Origin of the sequence: Caballeronia telluris, from assembly GCF_001544495.1 — a bacterium.
Taxonomy (GTDB): domain Bacteria; phylum Pseudomonadota; class Gammaproteobacteria; order Burkholderiales; family Burkholderiaceae; genus Caballeronia; species Caballeronia telluris.
Window position 1 is genome coordinate 114,142 of the sequence record NZ_FCNZ02000012.1, and the last position, 18,833, is coordinate 132,974.

Annotated in this window: 14 protein-coding genes; 8 read left to right on the plus strand and 6 right to left on the minus strand. The window is 63.9% G+C overall.

The genetic code is table 11. From position 1 onward, the window contains the following. The first annotated feature begins 72 nt into the window (after nucleotides 1–72). Both ggt and AWB66_RS17165 read left to right on the plus strand, forming a co-directional pair. Nucleotides 73–1,806, plus strand: coding sequence for a gamma-glutamyltransferase (ggt, locus tag AWB66_RS17160; protein ID WP_087631377.1), 1,734 nt, complete (start codon nucleotides 73–75; stop codon nucleotides 1,804–1,806). A 319-nt stretch (nucleotides 1,807–2,125) separates the two neighbouring features. Further along, entirely contained in the window at nucleotides 2,126–3,529 is a 1,404-nt protein-coding gene (locus AWB66_RS17165) for an NCS2 family permease (protein ID WP_087631378.1), read from the plus strand. 74 nt (nucleotides 3,530–3,603) lie between these two features. Here the strand turns inward: AWB66_RS17165 and AWB66_RS17170 are convergent, their stop codons facing one another. From AWB66_RS17170 to AWB66_RS17185, 5 genes are all read right to left on the minus strand, one after another. After that, nucleotides 3,604–4,791 carry a fumarylacetoacetate hydrolase family protein gene (locus AWB66_RS17170; RefSeq protein WP_087631379.1) on the minus strand — a complete coding sequence of 396 codons (1,188 nt, stop codon included), beginning with the start codon at nucleotides 4,789–4,791 and terminating at the stop codon, nucleotides 3,604–3,606. Between the two features lie 25 nt (nucleotides 4,792–4,816). After that, nucleotides 4,817–6,613 (minus strand): IlvD/Edd family dehydratase, encoded by a 1,797-nt coding sequence (locus AWB66_RS17175; RefSeq protein WP_087631460.1) that lies wholly within the window; start codon nucleotides 6,611–6,613, stop codon nucleotides 4,817–4,819. Between the two features lie 124 nt (nucleotides 6,614–6,737). Beyond that, complete coding sequence (locus AWB66_RS17180; protein WP_087631461.1) at nucleotides 6,738–7,730, minus strand: LacI family DNA-binding transcriptional regulator; 993 nt, start codon at nucleotides 7,728–7,730, stop codon at nucleotides 6,738–6,740. A 254-nt stretch (nucleotides 7,731–7,984) separates the two neighbouring features. Beyond that, nucleotides 7,985–8,134 (minus strand): hypothetical protein, encoded by a 150-nt coding sequence (locus AWB66_RS33695; RefSeq protein ID WP_159462911.1) that lies wholly within the window; start codon nucleotides 8,132–8,134, stop codon nucleotides 7,985–7,987. 152 nt (nucleotides 8,135–8,286) lie between these two features. After that, complete coding sequence (locus tag AWB66_RS17185; RefSeq protein WP_087631380.1) at nucleotides 8,287–10,491, minus strand: DNA-binding protein; 2,205 nt, start codon at nucleotides 10,489–10,491, stop codon at nucleotides 8,287–8,289. A 260-nt stretch (nucleotides 10,492–10,751) separates the two neighbouring features. Here AWB66_RS17185 and AWB66_RS17190 point away from each other — a divergent pair, with 260 nt between their 5' ends. The 5 genes from AWB66_RS17190 (at nucleotide 10,752) to AWB66_RS17210 (ending at nucleotide 16,649) form a co-directional block, all read left to right on the plus strand. Then, entirely contained in the window at nucleotides 10,752–11,060 is a 309-nt protein-coding gene (locus tag AWB66_RS17190) for a DUF4148 domain-containing protein (protein WP_087631381.1), read from the plus strand. Between the two features lie 363 nt (nucleotides 11,061–11,423). Next, nucleotides 11,424–11,807, plus strand: coding sequence for a nuclear transport factor 2 family protein (locus AWB66_RS17195; RefSeq protein WP_087631382.1), 384 nt, complete (start codon nucleotides 11,424–11,426; stop codon nucleotides 11,805–11,807). 202 nt (nucleotides 11,808–12,009) lie between these two features. Beyond that, nucleotides 12,010–14,358, plus strand: a complete 2,349-nt coding sequence (locus AWB66_RS17200; RefSeq protein ID WP_087631383.1) for a two-partner secretion domain-containing protein — start codon at nucleotides 12,010–12,012, stop codon at nucleotides 14,356–14,358. 332 nt (nucleotides 14,359–14,690) lie between these two features. Continuing rightward, entirely contained in the window at nucleotides 14,691–15,569 is an 879-nt protein-coding gene (locus tag AWB66_RS17205) for an ATP-grasp fold amidoligase family protein (protein WP_087631384.1), read from the plus strand. Nucleotides 15,570–15,923: 354 nt separating this feature from the next. Then, on the plus strand, nucleotides 15,924–16,649 hold the full coding sequence (locus tag AWB66_RS17210) for a DeoR/GlpR family DNA-binding transcription regulator (protein ID WP_087631385.1): 726 nt from the start codon (nucleotides 15,924–15,926) through the stop codon (nucleotides 16,647–16,649). Nucleotides 16,650–16,673: 24 nt separating this feature from the next. Here the strand turns inward: AWB66_RS17210 and AWB66_RS17215 are convergent, their stop codons facing one another. Then, nucleotides 16,674–17,591 carry an AraC family transcriptional regulator gene (locus tag AWB66_RS17215; protein ID WP_087631386.1) on the minus strand — a complete coding sequence of 306 codons (918 nt, stop codon included), beginning with the start codon at nucleotides 17,589–17,591 and terminating at the stop codon, nucleotides 16,674–16,676. 375 nt (nucleotides 17,592–17,966) lie between these two features. Between AWB66_RS17215 and AWB66_RS17220 the strand changes: the two genes are divergently transcribed. Next, on the plus strand, nucleotides 17,967–18,806 hold the full coding sequence (locus AWB66_RS17220; protein ID WP_159462912.1) for an EAL domain-containing protein: 840 nt from the start codon (nucleotides 17,967–17,969) through the stop codon (nucleotides 18,804–18,806). The last annotated feature ends 27 nt before the right edge of the window (nucleotides 18,807–18,833 follow it).

Here is an 18,833-nt window from a genome sequence, read left to right on the forward strand (position 1 = left end):
TCCCGCTTTTCCGACGGCGGCCGCGATCATGGTATAAGCCCATTTTCACCGCAAGCCAAGGAGACAGAAGGGATGTCGTCGAAACTGGAACAACGCATGCGCTCATCGGTGCTCGGCGCGTTCGCGGCCGCCGCGCTTTTCGTATCGACGGGCTTCGTCGAGAGCACGCCGGCCTACGCGAAAACCGATACCCAGCCGGCGGTACTCACCGCTTCGGCGGTGGCCGTCGCGGATAAATACGCGGCAGCAACCGCCGAGCAGATCTTCAGGCAGGGCGGCAATGCCGTCGATGCGGCCGTCGCCATCGCCTTCACGCTCGCCGTGACGTATCCGGAAGCGGGCAACATCGGCGGCGGCGGCTTCATGACGCTCTACGTGGACCATCGGCCGTACTTTCTCGACTATCGCGAGCGCGCGCCGCTCACCGCGACCAAGAACATGTATCTCGACGACAAGGGCGAGGTCATCAAGGGCATGAGCCTGTACGGCCATCGCGCGGTGGGCGTGCCGGGCACGGTCGCGGGCATGTGGGAGGCGCAGAAGCGCTTCGGCAAGCTGAAGTGGAAGCAGGTGCTCGCGCCCGCGATCGCGTATGCGCAGAACGGCTTCGAAGTGGACGACCAGTTGCAGGACCGGCGCGACAAGGCGTCGAAGGAGTTCGCGGGCAAGACCAACTTCGACCTCTACTTCGGCGGCATGAAACAGGGCGCGGTATTCAAGCAGCCGGATCTGGCGGCGACCTTGCAGCGCGTCGCCGACAACGGCGCGAAGGGCTTCTACGAAGGCCGGACGGCCGAACTGATCGCGGCGTCGATGAAGGGCCACGGCCTCATCACCGAGCGCGACCTGAAGGACTACAAGGCGGTGTGGCGTCAGCCGATTCTCGCGAGCTGGAACGGCTACCGGATCATCACCGCGCCGCCGCCCAGCTCGGGCGGCATCGGCCTCGTGCAGTTGCTGAAGATGAAGGCGGACTTGAAGGACAAGTTCGAGAACGTCCCGCTCGATTCGGCGCAGTACATCCACCTCGTCGCGGAAATCGAGAAGCGCGTGTTCGCCGATCGCGCGCAGTATCTCGGCGATCCCGACTTCTACAAGGTGCCGGTCGCGCAGCTCACCAACGACGACTACATCCTGAAGCGCGCGCAGGAAGTGAATCCCGAGACGCCTTCCGACACCAAGAGCGTGCTGCCGGGGCTCGGCACCACGATGCCCGAGAAGGCCGAGACGACGCACTACTCCGTCGTCGACAAATGGGGCAACGCGGTGTCGAACACGTACACGATCAACGGCTACTTCGGATCGGGCGTCGTCGCGGAAGGCACGGGCATCGTGCTGAACGACGAAATGGACGACTTCTCGTCGAAGCCGGGCGTCGCGAACATGTTCGGCGTGGTCGGCAGCGATGCCAACGCCATCGCGCCGAAGAAGCGCCCGCTCTCGTCGATGACGCCGACCATCCTCACGAAGGACGACAAGGTCGCGATGGTCATCGGCACGCCGGGCGGCTCGCGCATCTTCACGTCGATATTCCAGGTGCTCTCCAACGTGTACGACTTCTCGATGCCGCTGCCGGAAGCCGTCGGCGCGACGCGCTTTCATCATCAGCTCTTGCCGCCGAACACGATCTATCAGGAGCCGTACCACGCGCTCGATCCGGAAGTCGTGAAAGCGCTCGAAGCGAAGGGCTACACGTTCACGATGCAGGGATTCAACGGCGACATCCAGGCGATCCGCATCGACGGCGATACGCCCGAGCCGATGTCCGATCCGCGCGGACGAGGCGTATCGCGCGTGATTCAGTGATTTTGTCCACGTAAACCCCGACGTTTGCAGCAAGGCCAGGCCGCGCGCCTGGCCTTTTTTCATTGGGGTTTGCATCGGGGGCATCAGCCGCTATCGCCCGCCCCGCAAGACTTATAAGGATGCCGGCATGCGCGGCATGCCTTTTTTGAGATTGGATCGTGACTTGTGTTCCCCTAGTCTCTGTCCTGACCGAGTCCAGCCCCGCCGCTGGCGCGGATCGAACCCAAAACTACACAGACGAGACGACCCTGACGACGGCCCCGCGCGCTTGTCTGCGCCCGGAACCAGCCGTTTCAGCGTGCTGATAAAGGAGTAGCTCATGATGGAATCCCCTGCCCGGCCGCTGGCCGACATCACATCAATCGATCGCGAGGAATCCGTGGAGTCCGCCGAACGTGGCGGCTTCATCGACCGGTATTTCGGCATTTCCGCTCGCGGCAGCACGCAACGGCGCGAAGTCGTCGCCGGCGTGACGACGTTTCTCGCGATGGTCTATTCGGTGTTCGTCGTGCCGGGCATGCTCGGCAAGGCGGGTTTCGACACGAGCGCGGTGTTCGTCGCCGTGTGCCTCACGACTGCATTCGGCTCGCTCCTGATGGGCATCTGGGCGCGCCTGCCGATCGCGATTGGCTGCGCGATCTCGCTCACCGCGTTCACGGCGTTCGGCCTCGTGCTCGGCAAGGGACTCTCGCCGGCGGTCGCGCTGGGCGCGGTGTTCCTGATGGGCCTCGTGTTCACCGCGATCTCCGTCACCGGCGTGCGCTCGTGGATCCTGCGCAACCTGCCGACGGGCGTCGCGCATGGCACGGGCATCGGCATCGGCCTGTTCCTGCTGTTGATCGCGTCGAACGAAGTCGGGCTGATCGTCAAGAATCCCGCGCCGGGCATGCCGGTGTCGCTCGGGCACATCAACGCCTTCCCGGTGATGATGTCGATTCTCGGGCTCGCCGCGATCTTCGGTCTGGAGCGCCGGCGCGTGCCGGGCGGCATTCTGCTGGTGGTAGTCGGCCTCTCCGCGATCGGCCTCGCGTTCGATCCGTCCGTGCGCTTTCACGGCATCTTCGCGCTGCCTTCGCTGTCTGCACCGGGCCATGCTTCGCTGATCGGCGCGATGGACATCAAGGGCGCGCTGTCGATGGCGGTGCTGCCGAGCGTGCTCGCCCTCGTGATGACAGCGGTCTTCGATGCCACCGGCACGATCCGCGCGGTCGCGGGCCAGGCGGGCCAGATCGACGAAAACGGCCGCATCGTGAACGGCGGCCGCGCGCTGACGGCGGATTCGATCAGCTCGATCTTCTCGGCGTGCTTCGGCGGTGCGCCGGCGGCGGCTTACATCGAGTCGTCGGTGGGCGTGGCGGCGGGCGCGAAGACGGGGTTGGCGGCCGCGGTGGTCGGCGCGCTCTTTCTGGCGGTGATGTTCCTCTCGCCGCTCGCGGGCCTCGTGCCGTCCTACGCGACGGCGCCCGCGCTGATGTATGTCGGGCTGCTGATGCTCGGCAACGTGAGCAAGCTCCACATGGACGATACCGTCGATGCGATGTCGGGCCTCGTCTGCGCGGTGTTCATCGTGCTTTCGGCGAACATCGTGACGGGCATCATGCTCGGCTTCAGCACGCTCGTGATCGGGCGGATCGTGGCGGGCGAGTATCGCAAGCTGAACGTGGGGACCGTGCTGATCGCGCTCGTGCTCGCGGTGTTCTATCTCGGAGGCTGGGCCATCTAGGTGACGGGGCGCTCGTCGGGTGCGTTTGTTTGCACCTGACGAGCGCCCCATCGAAACGCGGTAAAGAACCCGCTTCACCCCACGCCGAGCAACCCGCGCTTCGCGAGATTTGCGTACAGCGCGCGCACGCCGAAGGTCCACGGTTCGATCTCGGTCGAGAGCCGCACAGTATTGACGAGCGCGCCCAGTTGCGGCGTCGAAATGACGACGCGGTCGCCGAGGTGGTGCGTAAATCCGCCGCCCGCCGTGTCGCGATCCTTGATCGGCGAGAACATCGTGCCGAGGAACAGCATAAATCCGTCCGGGTATTGATGATGAGCGCCGGAGGTCTGCGCGACGAGGTCGGCCGGGTCGCGGCTGATCTCGCTCATGTGGCTCACGCCGTCGAGCACGAAGTCGTCGTCCGTGCCCTCGACGCGCAGCGAAACGCTCGACGCGCGCACGGTATCGAGCGTGAACGCGTCGTCGAAGAGACGCACGAACGGGCCGATCGCGCACGAGCCGTTGTTGTCCTTGCACTTGCCGAGCAACAGCGCCGAGCGGCCTTCGATGTCGCGCAGGTTCACGTCGTTGCCGAGCGTCGCGCCGACGATCTCGCCGCGGCTGTTCACCGCGAGCACGATCTCCGGCTCGGGATTGTTCCAGGTCGACGCCGCGAGCAAACCGACATCGGCGCCGAAGCCGACGGCCGACATCGGCTGCGACTTCGAGAACACCTCGGCGTCCGGGCCGATGCCCACTTCCATGTATTGCGACCACGCGCCGCGCCGCTCCAGTTCGGCCTTGAGCTTCATCGCCGCTTCGGAGCCCGGTTCGATCTTCGAGAGATCAGTGCCGATCGTCGTGGCGATCATGTCGCGCACTTCGCGCGCCTTCGCCGGATCGCCGCCCGCCTGTTCCTCGATCACGCGCTCGATCAGACTCACCGCGAAGGTCACGCCGCACGCCTTGATCGCCTGCACGTCGCAGGGCGCGAGGAGCCGCACGGCGGGCGTCGCGGCGCCGGGCACGTTGGCGGCCATCAATGCGTCGACGCGTCCGAGCGACTCGCCGGGCGCCGTGCGCGCGATAAGTGCCGCATCCGCGCGTTCGAAGAGATCGGCGGTGGTCGGCACGGCCGACGTGATGTCGAACACCTCGCCGCCGCGCACGGCCACGACGCACGGGCCTTCGAAGCGGTCGGTCTTGCGCCATACGCGGCCGACCAAGAGCGCCTGGTCGAGATCATCAGGGAGGAAACCGGGTTCGGATGTCGCGGACATAAAGAGATATTCCGATGAAGTGGGTTCAGTGCGAATGGCGCGGGTTGCCGCGCTCGGCGATCACTTTCAGATAGAGCGTCGCGGGTTCGAGGCAGCCGCCCGTCGAAAGCTGGCCGACCGTCTGCCGGTACAGTTCCTGCCACGGCGTCTGCGCGGGCGGAAACTCGAAGTGCATCGTGGCGCGCCGCGCTGCAAGTTCGTCTTCGTCGATGAGCACGTTCACGCTGCGCGCGTTCAGGTCGACGCGAATGCGGTCGTTCGTGCGCAGCAGCGACAGCCCGCCGCCGACGGCCGCTTCCGGCGACATGTTGAGAATCGACGGACTCGCGGACGTGCCGCTTTGCCGGCCGTCGCCCATCGTCGGCAGCGAGATGATGCCCTGCTTCACGAGCGCGGCGGGCGGCGCCATGTTGACCACTTCCGCGCTGCCCGGATAGCCGACTGTGCCCGCGCCGCGAATCACGAGAATGCAATGCTGGTCGATGTCGAGCGACGGATCGTTGATGCGCGCATGATAGTCCTCGGGGCCGTCGAAGACGATGGCGCGCGCTTCGAAGGTGTTTTCCGCGCCCGGCTCGCTCAGATAAGTCTGCTGGAACGCCTCGCCGACGACCGACATCTTCATGATCGCGCTGTCGAAGAAATTGCCCGACAACACGATGAAACCCGCGCCGTGCTTGAGCGGCTCGGCGGCGGTCATGATGACATCGCCATCCGCCTCGGGCGCCGCGTCGGCAATTTCACCGATGCTTTTGCCCGACACGGTCAGGCAGTCGCGATGCACGAGACCGGCTTTCGCCAGTTCGCGCAGCACGGCGGGCACACCGCCCGCGCGATGGAAGCTTTCGCCGAGATACTCGCCGGCCGGCATGCAGTTCACGATCAGCGGCACGTCGACGCCGACGCGCTGCCAGTCGTCGAGACTCAGTTCGATGCCCATGTGCCGCGCAATCGCGATCAGATGCGGCGGGCAGTTGGTGGACGCACCGAGCGCCGACGCCACCACGATCGCGTTCTCGAAGGCCGCTTTCGTCATGATCCGCGACGGGCGCACGTCCTCGCGCACGAGGTCGACGATGCGCTTGCCGGTCGCGTACGCCATCTGCCCGCGCTCGCGATACGCCGCCGGAATGCTCGCGCATCCGGGCAGCGACATGCCGAGCGCTTCGGCGAGGCTGTTCATCGAGAGCGCGGTGCCCATCGTGTTGCAATGGCCGATGGAAGGCGACGAGGCCGTCGTCAGTTCCATGAAGCCTTCGTAGTCAATTTCGCCCGTCGCCAGCAGATTGCGCGCGTGCCAGATGACCGTGCCGGAGCCGACGCGCTTGCCCTGATGCCAGCCGTCGAGCATCGGACCGCCCGAGAGCACGATGGCCGGCATGTCGACGGTGGCCGCCGCCATCAGGCAGGCGGGCGTGGTCTTGTCGCAGCCGGTGGTCAGCACCACGCCGTCGAGCGGGAAGCCGTGCAGGATCTCCACGAGCCCGAGGTACGCGAGATTGCGATCGAGCGCGGCGGTCGGCCGGCGGCTCTGCTCGGCGAGCGGATGCATCGGGAATTCCATCGGAATGCCGCCCGCGTCGCGGATGCCCGCCTTCGTGCGCGCGGCGAGTTCGATGTGATGGCGGTTGCACGGCGCGAGATCGCTGCCCGTCTGCGCAATGCCGATGATCGGGCGGCCCGACTGCAATTCCTCGCGCGTCAGGCCGTAGTTCATGAAGCGCTCGACGTAGAGCGCGGTCATGTCGGCGTGGGCGGGATCGTCGAACCATTCCTGGCTGCGCAGGCGCCGGGCGCCGCGCGGTGTGCTGGGCTGGGACATCGTGCTCATCTCCATGAGTTGTTTTCCGACGACGCATCGAGTGCGTTCGTTCGACTCCGGCCGCTTTGCGTTACCGGTAACATTTTTCCAATGTTAGCACGCGGCGTCTCGCGGCTTCATCAGTTTAGGCGCTTTCCCGAGCGATCACCGTGTAGGCGATGTTCACTTTCGTGGACGCGCGCGCTTGGGCGCGATCGCCGTTCAGTGCGGCGAGCAGCGTTTCGCCGGTGCGAAAGCCGATGCCGTGCGCGTCCACCGAGACGGTCGTGATCGTCGGTTGCGAGCACGCGGACACTTCGAAGTTGCCGAATCCCGCGACGGCGATGTCGCCGGGCACGGAGAGGCCGCGCCGGTGGCACTGCATGATCGCGCCGAACGCGGACATGTCGCTCACGCACATGACGGCGTCCGTGTCGGGCCACTGGTCGAGGAGCGCATCGAGCGCGGGCGCGCCGTGACTCATCGTGACCGGCGAATCGCCCAGCCGCACGACGCGCGGTTCGCCGAGCGCGAGCGCCCGAATCTCCTGCCGATACCCCTTCAGGCGCTCCAGCCCGCGCCGGTCGAGATCGCCCGCCCCGCCGATGAAGCCGATTCGCCGGTAACCGCGCGCGGCGAGATAGCGCACCATCTCCCGCGCAGCTTTCGCGTTCGAGAAGCCCACGGCCGCGTCGATCGGATCGGCCGGCAGGTCCCACATTTCGACCACCGGAATGCCCGAGCGCACCAGGAGTGCGCGCGTCGCCGCGGTGTGCTGCGCGCCGGTAAGCGCGACGCAGCGCGGCTGATGCCGGAGCATCGAACGCACGAGCCGTTCTTCACGATCGAGGTCGTAATCGGTGTCGCCGAGCAGCAGCTGGAGACCCTTCGGTTCGAGCGCTGCGGTCAGGCCGCGGACGGTATCGGAGAAATTGGAACTGGCAAGCGACGGCACCAGTACGGCGACGAACTCCGAGCGCCCCGAGGAGAGCGCGCCGGCGGCGGCATCGGCGACGTATCCGAGTTCGTCGATGGCTTGCCGCACGCGCTCGCGCGTCGCGAGTGCGACGCTGTGTCCCGCGAGCACGCGCGAGACCGTCATCTTCGAGACGCCGGCGAGACGCGCGACGTCAGACATGCGCGCCGGCGCGCTCGGGACGACGGATTGACGCGCGGCGTCGACGGTGGTGCTGGAGTTGCCCATCGGGGAAATTCGGTCCGGATCGTGAGTGAAGGCCTGCCCGTCATGATACGGCAGGCCTCATTCGCGGCTCCTTCCGGGGTCCGCGCGAGCCAAAAAAAGGGCCGCAACGAACGTTGCCGCCCTTTCACGTCTCTCGACGATTTTTCTCGCGATCCAGCCAGCCAGCAGCGGCGCCAGGCCGCTACGGCTTACTTGCGACGATAAGCGTCGACGAGGATTTCGCAGTTCTGGACATGCAGGTCGAGCGCGCGGTTCCATTCGCGACGCGTGACGGCCATGGCGTTGCGCAGCCAGGAGCCGAAGGAAACGAGAATCGAGGTTTGAGCGGTGGTCTTCATGGCGGTTATCCGGGTAAGTAGCTAAGGGATAACCCTTATAATACACCTTTTATGCTGCAGTGCAACCTATCTTTAAAAAACAACAGTCTGCAATGGGTTGTTTTGCAACGAAATTTTGGGCCTTTCGTCTGCCGAACGAGGGCCGCGAACTCTCACTTCATCTTCAAAATGACCGCCGTCGCCGGGTCGTATCGGTATCCCTTTTGAGCGAGTTGTTGCGCCATCTTCTCGCCGATCAGACTCTGCTGCGCCTCCCGGAACACCAGTTCGTGATCGGGTTTCAGCCGTTCGAGTTCGGAGGAGAGCTTTCGCATGAGCGCGACCTCGCCGACGCTTCGCGCGTTGATGATCAAGTTCTCCTCGTTCGCCTGTTCGAGCCGCTGCTTGAGATCCTTCGCATACGACACCCACTGTTCGGCCTTTGTGCGCAGATTGCCATACGCCTTCTCATGCGCCCTGGCCTGCGCCGTCACCTGACGCTGCAACGCGATGACTTCATCGGCACTCGCGCCGCCGGCCGCCCGAATCTCTACCTCGCGGCCAGGCACGCTTTTAAGCGCGGCATCGGCGTGCTCCTGCTTTGCGAGGCGATGTTCCAGTTCGGCGGCATGAAGCTCCGCCGCATCCGCGCGTTCCCGTGCAGCCGCGACCTCTTGCGCGACAGCCCTCAACTCGGCACCTGCCACCGCGTCGTGGCCGCTCAGCGCCGCGATCTGCTCGCGGGCCTGCCCGAGTTCGCGCGTGACGCGCTCCAGCTCCTCGATCCGAACCGATGCTTCTTCGAGCCGAGACGCGGTGGACTTGCGCTCTTCGGCAAGCGCCTCGCGCGACGCCTGAAGTTCCGCTGCCATTGCGCGATGAGCCGACGCGCGTTCGGTTTCCAGCACGGAGTGTTCGGCGAGTCTCTCTCCCGCCTGCGCGGCCGCCGCTTCCGCGGCTTGCGCGCGCGAAGCAGCCGCGCTTGCCTCGTGGCTCCATCGTTCGACCTCTTCCGACTTCGCCTGACACGCGGCGCCGAGCGCGGCAATTTGCTGCCGCGCCTCGTCGCGCTCCTGAAGGGCCGCTGCCAGTTCGTCATTCCTGCTCGCGGCGACTGCGTTCAATTCCTCATGCGCCCGGGTGAGGCGCGTTGCCGCCTCGTCGATGTGCGCAGCGTGCGCCACGCGTTCGGCTTCAAGCGCGCCGCGCGCGGCTTCCAATTGTGATTCGAGCTCGGAGACTTTCGCGAGTGCCTCGCTGACCTGCGCCGCGGCCGCCTCGGCGGCTTCCGCGCGGGAAATCGCCGCGCGCGCCTCGTGGCTCCATCGCTCGACCTCTTCCGACTTCGCCTGACACGCGGCGCCGAGCGTCGCAACTTCCTGCCGCGCTTCGTCGCGCTCCCGAAGGGCCGCTGCCAGTTCGTGGTTCCTGCTCGCGGCGACGGCGTTCAATTCCTCATACGCCTGCGTGAGGCGCTTTGTCGTTTCGTCGACGTGGGCGGCGTTCGTCACACGTTCGGCTTCAAGCGCGCTGCGTGCAGCGTCCAGTTCCGATTCGAGCGCGCGGATTCTCGCGAGTCCATCGCTCACCTGCGACGCCGCGGCCGCCTCGGCGGCTTCCGCGCGGGAAGTCGCGGCTCGCGCTTCGCGGCTCCATCGCTCGACCTCTTCCGACTTCACCTGACACGCGGCGCCCAGCGTGGCAAGCTCCTGTTGCAGGCGGTCGCATTGCTCGCTGACGCGCGCTACCTCGTCGTTCCTGTTCGAGATTTCGGCGATCAATCCCTCCCGCGCCCGGCCCTGTTCCTCGATCGACGCCCGGGCGGCCTGCAGGCCGTCTTCCGCCGAAACAACGCGCTGGAGCAGTTCAGCCGCCCGTGCCTCGGCGGCTTCTCCGCGCGCGTTGGCCGCCGCAAGCGCGTTTTCGAACGCGTGTACCGAGTCTTCGGAAGCACGCAAGCGCTCCGTCGCGAGGGCGAGATCGTGGCGATCCTTGGCCGCGTCCTCGTGCGTCTTCTGATACTCGCCGAGCGCTTCGTCTCGCTCGGCAAGGATCGACGCGAGTTGATCGCTCAATGCGTGCACGCGCTGATTCAGCACGCGCTCGGCGTCTTCGCGCGAAGCGGCCCACAGGCGTCTCGCGGCCTCCATGAGCGTTCCGGCGATCTCCTCCGGCACCTCGGCCGCCGGTTGGGCCTGCGACGCGGGACGCTGCTTCGCCGCTTGCCATCGCTGCAACGCCGCGGCGATCTCGACGATCGATCCGGTATTGAGTTCCGACCAAACAGTCACGGGCGATACCCGCCGCCCTTCGTCGATCATGCGATCCGCGATCGAAGCGATGTATTCGTCGGTCATGCTGGCTGCGTCTTCGGACATAGGCGCCTCGCAAATCAGTGTGGCAGACTTGAACTGAAGCTGGTCTATACGTTACTACACTGTCCGCACTCCCCGTTGTGCTGCGGGAGACCAGAGGGCGCTGCGCGCGGACGAGCGAAGTCCACGAAGCAGTAAGCATGGTCGGCAGAACGAGAGCGGCTTGCAGGGGCGCCGCACATGCGTCGGCGGTGGACTATGCTTGCACAGGTGCCGCCGGCGCAGGTGGCCGCGCGCGGCGCCTGATTCAGAGGAGAGCTACCATGACTACGCCGCTGAGAATGCGATCGCTGCTGCCCGTGTTCGGATTCCTGCTCGCTGGCTGCGCCGCCGGCGGCATGCAAGAGAGCGCGACGCACTTGAGCCCGACCGAGTGTCGCGACCTGACCGCGCTCAGGAGCAACGCGCCGCCCACGATGGAGCAACACCATAGCGAACTGTCCGCCCTCAGGAAGGCGGGCTACGACCCGTCGAGGTTTTTCGATCCGTATTACCCGGACGATCTGCAAGCGGCGCAGCGGCAAGTCGATCTTTGGTTTCAGGCAGATTGTCAGCCTGCGCGGCCCGGTTGACGGGCGGGGCATCACCGGTTAGTCGAACCGCTGACTACGCGGCACGATCGCGGCAATGGCGTCTCAACGTGGCCGTTTGCACGCACTCGGCCATGACGTCAGAGAAGCGGCCACTAGCCTCCAGGCGTTAGCTACGGCTTGAACGACGCGGTTGGACGTACCGACGTGCAGCGCGAATGGTAAGCCGCTGAAACGCTTGCGCGTAAGACCGATGCGAGCTAAACCTCCACTTTGTCCCGCTTCACGGCCGGCGCAAATTGCGCAGCGACAAGTGGGAAGCTTCGAGTCACCGTGCGGGACAGCCTAGGCTTTACCCCTCAACGAAGATGACGTTGCGTCGCAAACCGTATCCGGAGGCAATCGATGTCGGAACAAGAAATCCGTCAGGCCCTGAACGCGCACTGGGACGCGTCATCAAAGGGCAACCTCGACGCAGAACATGAAATCTACGATGACAATGCCGTCTGCGATTATCCGCAGTCGGGTGAGCGGATCCTCGGGCGAAGCAACTTGCAGGCGCTGCGGGGTCATCATCCGGACAAACCATCGGGCTTCGACGTGAGGCGAATTCTGGGCAAGGGCGAACTCTGGATCACCGAATACACGATCGCATATACGGGGCGCCCGTCGTGCGTCGTGAGCATCATGGAGTTCCGCAACGGCAAAGTCGTTCACGAGACGCAGTACTTTTCGGATCCCTTCGAGGCGCCGAAGTGGCGCAGTCAATGGGTCAACGCCGCCGCGTGATGCGGCGTAGTTCTGTCGTCGATCGCGTTGTCCGAAATTGCAGGTCGTATTCGCGGATCATCTTGGCGGATTTCGCGGACATGCGTCGCGTGCGGCTTTCGAATCGTCTGCTATAACCTTACGTGAGCCCATTGTCCGGCACGCGACGCGACCCGCTTCGCTGGTAAAAGCACCGCCTGCCTCATTCGCGGGAGAATCGAGAATGACGCACGTCCGACCAAATCCGGCACCGACCCGTCGCGCGCACCGTCTGCCCGACGCATCCCACCGGCTCTTCTTTCTCGCTCATTTCACGTTGATCAGCATCGCGGCGACCGCACACGCCGCAGGACCGCTTCCTCAAGATGGCAACTTCGTCGCGGGCGCCGGCACGATTCGCACACAAGGCGGCACGCTCGACATCAAGCAAAGTTCGCCACGCGCCGTCGTCGACTGGCGCAGCTTTTCCATCGGCAAAGGCAACAGCGTGAATGTCGACAACGGCTCGGGCGCCACGCTCAGCCGCGTGAGCGGCGCGGCCGGCTCGGTGATCGACGGCAAGCTCAGCGCGACAGGCAGTTTTTATCTCGTCAATCCGCAAGGCGTGCTCATCGGCCCGAGCGGCATTGTCACGACCGGCGGGCGCTTCGTCGCCTCTGCGCTCGACATCGACGGCAACGCATTCATGAAGGGCGGCGCGCTCATCCTCAACGGCGACGGGTGCGGCGCCGTCGTCAGTCTGGGCGCGATCAGTTCGAGCGGCGGCGACGTGTTCCTCATCTCGCGCACGACGACGGTCAACGCAGGCTCGATCGACGCGCCGCGCGGCACGGCCGAACTTGCCGCGGGCGGCGAAGTGCTGCTGAAGGATTCCGCGAGCGGCCCGCAAGTGTATGTGCAGGCCGGCAGCTACGGCAAAGTGATCGACAAGGGCACGATCGCTGCCGCACAGATCAGCCTGCAGGCCGCCGACGGCAACGTATTCGCGCTCGCAGGGAAGCACGGCGAGCTTCGCGCCACCGGAACGGCGCAACGCGACGGACATGTCTGGCTCGTCGCGGATCAAGGCGAAGTGGGTGCGCACGGGCATATCGTTGCGTCGAATGCGGATGGTGCAGGCGGCACGGTCGTGTTCCGGGCGCGCACACTCGATCTCGACTACGTGTCCGTCGACGCAGCACAGTGGCACTTGCGCACGCCTTCGTTCATCGCGGGTCCACATAAAGCGTCGACGATCGCGCGCAACCTGTCGCGCGGAACGTCGATCACGGTCGACGCCGCCGATCCGCATGGCGACATCGCCGTGCTGTCGGATCTCCGGTGGAGCGGCAACGCGTCTCTCGCGCTCAACGCCGGACACAGCGTGTGGATCGGCCGGGATGTCACGATCGCCAATGCCGGCGGCGGCAACCTGACCTTGCGCGCGGATGCAGCCGGCGCCGACCACGCAGGCAGTGCGATCAATCGTGGCCTGATCGACTGGTCGAAGAGCACGGGCACCGTCGCGGCGCTCTATGACATGAACGGCGGCTACGCGGCCGGCCGCGTACGCGTCAATCCGGACTGGCATGCGGCGCCTTATAGCGGTCTGCGGACGCAACTGACGGCCTACAAGCTGATCAACTCGATCGCCGACCTGAAGCGAATCTCGTCCGACCTCTCCGGCGTCTACGCGCTTGGCAAGGACATCGCGCCGGCCGAGGACGAAAGCGGACGCGTGCGTCTCGCCACGGCGACCGACTCGACGTTCAAGGGACAACTCGACGGCATGGGCCACGAGATCAGCGGGCTTTCGCTACAGCCGCTGCGGGACGACGGATCGCACGACGACTACGGCGCGCTGTTTCCCACGATCGGGAAAAGCGGGATCGTGCGCAACATTGGTATCGTGGATTCGGGCGCGGGTGCGATCAACTCACCGATCGCCCTGCTCGCCGGAGATAACCAGGGGCTGATCGTCAACGTGCATGCGACGGGGTCGGTCATCTCCGACGGCATCGCGACCTCAGGCGGCGGACTCGTGGTGAATAACGACGGCGTCATCGCGCGATCGTCGGTCAGTGCCAGCTTCGGCTATCAGGGATCGTTCGGCGGGATGGCGCAGAGCAACGGCGGGTTGATCGTTCAATCGTTCGCGGACAGCGACATTCTCGGCGGGACGCATTCGTATGGCGGCGGTCTCGTGAACAGCAACTCGGGAACCATCAGGCAATCGTACGCAACCGGTTCGATCGGTACGCTGGAGAACGGCGGCATCGCGGAATACAACTCGGGACGGATCGAGCAGTCGTTCGTCACCGCCAACGTGGGGCCAGGCGGGTATCCGTCGGGCGCCATCGCGGCGGGCAACTACGGAACGATCACCGCCGACGTGTTCTGGGACCGGACGGCAACAGGCCATGACAACGGCGTCGGCCGTGGCACGCTGATGCCCGCCGCCAATGGCTTGACGCCGGCGCAGATGCGCGATCCTGCTTCCTTCGGACCCACCTGGGACTTCGGTCCACATGGCGCCTGGGCCATGCCGGCAGGCGCGACGCATCCCGTCTTGCAATGGCAGCTCGCGCAGTGATCCGAACGGTTCCACGGCGAGACGCGCGTAAAACTCGCCGCCACCATTATTTGAAAGCCATATTCACTTGCCGCATTGCAGCATGGAAAATTCGGATCGACTAGGTACAAATCCGCGTTCGCATGGGTCCGAACTTAGCTATTCTTGTACTGCTTTCTGTATGCTTACATTGACTGTATTCTTCCAGCAGCCTCCTAACGGCCGGAGCCCGGCCAGGAGGCTGGAGAGCGTACGCAGGAAACGTAGCGTCGTCATGTCCGAGGGATTTCGTATGTGCCTACGTTCACTCTGCGCGTTTGCCCTCGCCGAATCGGCGCATAACGGAGTGCTGCATGTCATTATCTAAAACACTTATCGGCGTCGCAAAAGGCTTGTTGCCAGACTATGTTTATCTGAGCATGCATCACCGAAAGAAAGTCGGCCGCTTTCCGAATCTGATGAAGCCCACCACATACAACGAGAAGATCCTTTACCGCTGCCTCCATCCTGATCCGAGATACGCTGATCTAACCGACAAGCTCACTGTTCGCGACTACGTGCGATCCAAGATAGGCGAAGAATATCTGGTACCGCTGATTGCAGAACCCGAGTCGTTGACTAAAGAAATATTCGACGCGCTTCCACCGGCTTTTGTCATGAAGGCGAATCACGGCAGCAGCTTCGTCAAGGTCGTTAAAGACAAGTCGCAGGTCAGCTTCGAAGAATTGTCGGCCCTTGCCACTCAGTGGCTAGCGATCGACTTCTATCGGGTGGCACGCGAGCGGCATTACCGCGCGATCAAACATCGGATTTTTTTCGAAACCTTGCTCCTGGATGAATCCGACGCCGTCCCCGCTGACTACAAGATCTATTTCTTCAAAGATGAAAGCGGTCGCAAGAATGTGTTTATCGCCGTGATTTCGGATCGATTCGGAGAGCAGCCGCGCGGTGATTTCTACGACACTGAATGGAATCCGCTCGATATCGGTCTTGGACGCTTCGCGCGTAGCAAGTCTCCCAATCCGCGGCCTGAGAATCTCCCCATGCTTCTCGATATCGCAGAGCGGCTCGCGGAGGAATTCCAGTTTGTTCGAGTCGACCTGTACGCGCCGAAAGGCAAGATTTATTTCGGCGAGCTCACCTTTACGCCCGGCGCCGGTGTGTCTCGGCTTCGGCCCGATAGCGTCGATTATGAATGGGGCAAGTACCTTCAGGTCGAGCGCGCGCATTGAAGTAACGCTCCTCTTCCGGAGTCGACGGCCGCTCGCAGAGCACATTGGTCCTTCTTGCTCTTGGCCTTGCACGACAGCGCCTCTCTCCAATTGCCAGCGTCTGCTCAAGCCAGACGCATCGGCCTTGTGATTACGGCGGCGCAGGCCCAAGATGCGCCCTCGCGCCTCCGTACGCTTCGTTTCGGCACGGGCTTCTTTCGCAAGAAACCACCAAGACCATCCGACTCGGGATTTACCCCGTAGACGCCCGCTTCCGTCCTCATTCTCAACTTGCGTTGTTATAATTCTTTCATCATCCGACCAGAATCTAACACTGCGCGCGGCGCCTCTTGGTGTTCGACCGCAGACCCTCCGATGGCAAAAACCGATCGTCTGCGACTGCTTGCCAGTGCCCTCGAAAACCAGAGCGTGATGCGCCTGCGCGATGCCGCGGCGCTGCTCGGCGTGTCCGAGATGACCGTGCGGCGCGACATCGCCGCGAGCCCGGCGCAGTTCACGTATCTCGGCGGCTACATCGTGAGCGCCGCGGACGTGCCCAATGCCGCCGGCTACACCATCGAAGAAGAAAAGGACCACTTCGCGCAGGCGAAAGCGGAGGCTTCGGGCGTGGCGGCGCGCTTGCTGGTGGACAGCGAGACGGTTTTCATCGACTGCGGCACGACCCTCACTACGCTCGTGCGCCAGATTCCCGCCGACATGCACCTCACGGTCGTCTGCTATTCGCTGAACGTGGCGGAAATCCTGCGGCGCCGGCCGAACGTGCGGATGATCCTGCTGGGCGGCGTCTACGTGCCGTCGTCGGATTCGTTCGCGAGCGACGAGAGCGTCGAAACACTGCGCCGCATGGGCATCAACAAGGCGTTTCTCTCGGCGGGCGGCGTCGACGAAGCGCGCGGCGTGACCTGCTGGAACTTTCATGAGGTCGCGATCAAGCAGGCGGCGATGGCGAGCGCGGTGGAACGGCATCTCGTCGTCGATTCGAGCAAGTTCGGCAAGGTGAAGGCCGTGCGCTTCTCACAACTCGACGACTTCGATTCGATCATCACCGAGAGCGGGCAAGCCGTGCGACGCGCGAAGTGATGTCGCGCCGCGAGCAACGCCGCGTCACCTCACCCGAAACCGCGCTCTGAACGCACTCGGCAAGACCCCTTCGATACGCCGGAAGAACTTCACGAAGTTAGTGTCCTCCCCGAACCCGACCTCCTGGGCGATCACCTTGATCGAGAGGTCGGTGTGCACGAGCAGCCGCTTCGCTTCCAGCGTGACACGTTTCTCGATCAGCTTTTTGGGCGTCGACTGACTCGCCACCATACACGCGCGCGTCAAGGTTCGCGTGGTATAGCCGAGCGCTGCCGCATAGTCTTCGACGCGCCGCGTGTGCATGTAGCGCTGCTCGAGCGCTTCGATGAAGCGCACATAAGTGCGATGCGCGACATCGGGTACTAAAAGAGCGGCTTCCGCCTGATCCGAAATGCGGACGAGCCGAACAATCAGCGTCTGCAGTTGAAGCTGGAGCACCCTATCCGACAGCGCGGAACCGTCCGCCTCGCGATATTCCTCCGCGAGAAGGTAGATGTCCTCGATCGCCCGCCATTCCGGGCGCCGCGGCGGATGCAGCACCGTAGCGGGCCGCACGCGCCACGTCAGACTGCCGCAAGCGCTCCGGTCCGGCGCGCTCATGTCCGACGCCAGAAACATCGGCGTGAACAGGATGATCTTCGCCTCCATGCCGGGCTGCAGCCTGAACTGCTGCACTTGCCCCGGCCGGATGTGGAAGATCGTGTACGGCGTCCAGTCGTAGCGAACGAAATCGATCCAGTGCTTGCCGCTGCCTTCCAGGCAGAGAATCAGCAAGTGAAATTCGGGCCGCTGCGGATGATCGAAATGATCGGCCGGTACACGCGCGATCAGATCGGATAGCGACAGCACCTCGATCTGCATATCGGGACGATCGCGGTTGCTGTAGCGGATCTCAGGAATCGAGCCGGAATAGGGCAGCGCATCCATGGGATTCCGGCGCATGCTCACCTCCCGGCTTGCCGTGTCCTCATTTGACCATTCATCGGGACCATTTTGACATTTCCTGGACAGGCCAGGAAAGCGAACATAGTGTCGTAGCGTACATTTTTACAATTAAAGCGAGGAAGCCGATATTTTCGATACATCAATCAACGCAACGTTTCGAACTCCGAATTTATGATCGCGCGTGGGTGATACACGAACACGCGCAACTTCGGCAATGGGGTTTGGTATGAGCTTATAGCAAGACCGTTCAACAAAGCCGTACTGCATCGATGCCCGCGACGTAAGCAAATGCTTACGGTCCATGTCGCCTTGCGTTGTTGCGCATCGCGCATGCAGACGATCTCTTCACTTCACCGATTGCAGGGATGTCTCGTGAACGATAATCAACATCCAATGAACGGCAGGGAAAGGGTGGACATCCTGCGCACGATGGCTTCCACACATCCCGGGGGCAGCCTGTCGCCTCAACGCGCGCGTGAGGGATTGCGCAACGGCGAATTCGCGGTCGCCTATCAGCCCGTCGTGAAGGCAAAGACACTCGATCTCCTGGCCGTCGAATGTCTGATCCGGTGGCAACACCCGGAACTCGGCGTGCTGCTTCCCGGCAGCTTCATGACAGCGCTGGAAGACGCCGTTACCGCACGGGCAATCAGCTACTTCGTGCTGGAGACGGCCTGCCGCCAACTCGCCGGCCTGCAGCACAGCGGCGTATCGTCGGCGCGCGCCGCCATCAATATCCAGCCGTCGCAACTCGCTGACAAGGAACTCAGTGAACGCATCGTGGAGGCTTGTTCGCGTAACCAGATCGAGCCCTCGCTCATCGAGTTGGAGTTGCTCGAAACCGAAAATGCGTCACAGGTATTGAATGTCAGCGACTACACGCGCCCGTTCGAAAAGCTGGGCGTGCGCTTCGCACTTGACGATTTCGGCTCAGGGTATTCGTCACTTGCGATGCTGGGGTCCACGCGCATCCAGACGATCAAACTGGACCGCGCGTTCATTGCAGGCGTCCCGGCTTCGACGCGTGCGTGCACGTTGTTGACCAGCATCCTTCAGTTACTGGATCGAATGGGTTTTCTGGTGGTGGTCGAAGGCGTCGAGACGATGGAACAGCTACGCTGGCTTTCGGTGCATCCCGAGGTCTTCGTGCAGGGCTACTACATCGCGCGCCCGCAAACCGCCATTCTGCAGGCAGTGAGGCCCTTCAACTAGACGCCTGCACGCGTCGGCAAACCGTGG

What these genes read in the sequence shown, in the direction of transcription:
- AWB66_RS17175 (WP_087631460.1), bottom strand. Translation starts at nt 6,613, where the DNA reads ATGTCCCAGCCCAGCACACCGCGCGGCGCCCGGCGCCTGCGCAGCCAG.
- AWB66_RS17185 (WP_087631380.1), bottom strand. Translation starts at nt 10,491, where the DNA reads ATGTCCGAAGACGCAGCCAGCATGACCGACGAATACATCGCTTCGATC.
- AWB66_RS17190 (WP_087631381.1), top strand. Translation starts at nt 10,752, where the DNA reads ATGACTACGCCGCTGAGAATGCGATCGCTGCTGCCCGTGTTCGGATTC.
- AWB66_RS33695 (WP_159462911.1), bottom strand. Translation starts at nt 8,134, where the DNA reads ATGAAGACCACCGCTCAAACCTCGATTCTCGTTTCCTTCGGCTCCTGG.
- AWB66_RS17200 (WP_087631383.1), top strand. Translation starts at nt 12,010, where the DNA reads ATGACGCACGTCCGACCAAATCCGGCACCGACCCGTCGCGCGCACCGT.
- AWB66_RS17210 (WP_087631385.1), top strand. Translation starts at nt 15,924, where the DNA reads ATGGCAAAAACCGATCGTCTGCGACTGCTTGCCAGTGCCCTCGAAAAC.
- AWB66_RS17205 (WP_087631384.1), top strand. Translation starts at nt 14,691, where the DNA reads ATGTCATTATCTAAAACACTTATCGGCGTCGCAAAAGGCTTGTTGCCA.
- AWB66_RS17170 (WP_087631379.1), bottom strand. Translation starts at nt 4,791, where the DNA reads ATGTCCGCGACATCCGAACCCGGTTTCCTCCCTGATGATCTCGACCAG.
- ggt (WP_087631377.1), top strand. Translation starts at nt 73, where the DNA reads ATGTCGTCGAAACTGGAACAACGCATGCGCTCATCGGTGCTCGGCGCG.
- AWB66_RS17215 (WP_087631386.1), bottom strand. Translation starts at nt 17,591, where the DNA reads ATGCGCCGGAATCCCATGGATGCGCTGCCCTATTCCGGCTCGATTCCT.
- AWB66_RS17180 (WP_087631461.1), bottom strand. Translation starts at nt 7,730, where the DNA reads ATGTCTGACGTCGCGCGTCTCGCCGGCGTCTCGAAGATGACGGTCTCG.
- AWB66_RS17165 (WP_087631378.1), top strand. Translation starts at nt 2,126, where the DNA reads ATGATGGAATCCCCTGCCCGGCCGCTGGCCGACATCACATCAATCGAT.
- AWB66_RS17195 (WP_087631382.1), top strand. Translation starts at nt 11,424, where the DNA reads ATGTCGGAACAAGAAATCCGTCAGGCCCTGAACGCGCACTGGGACGCG.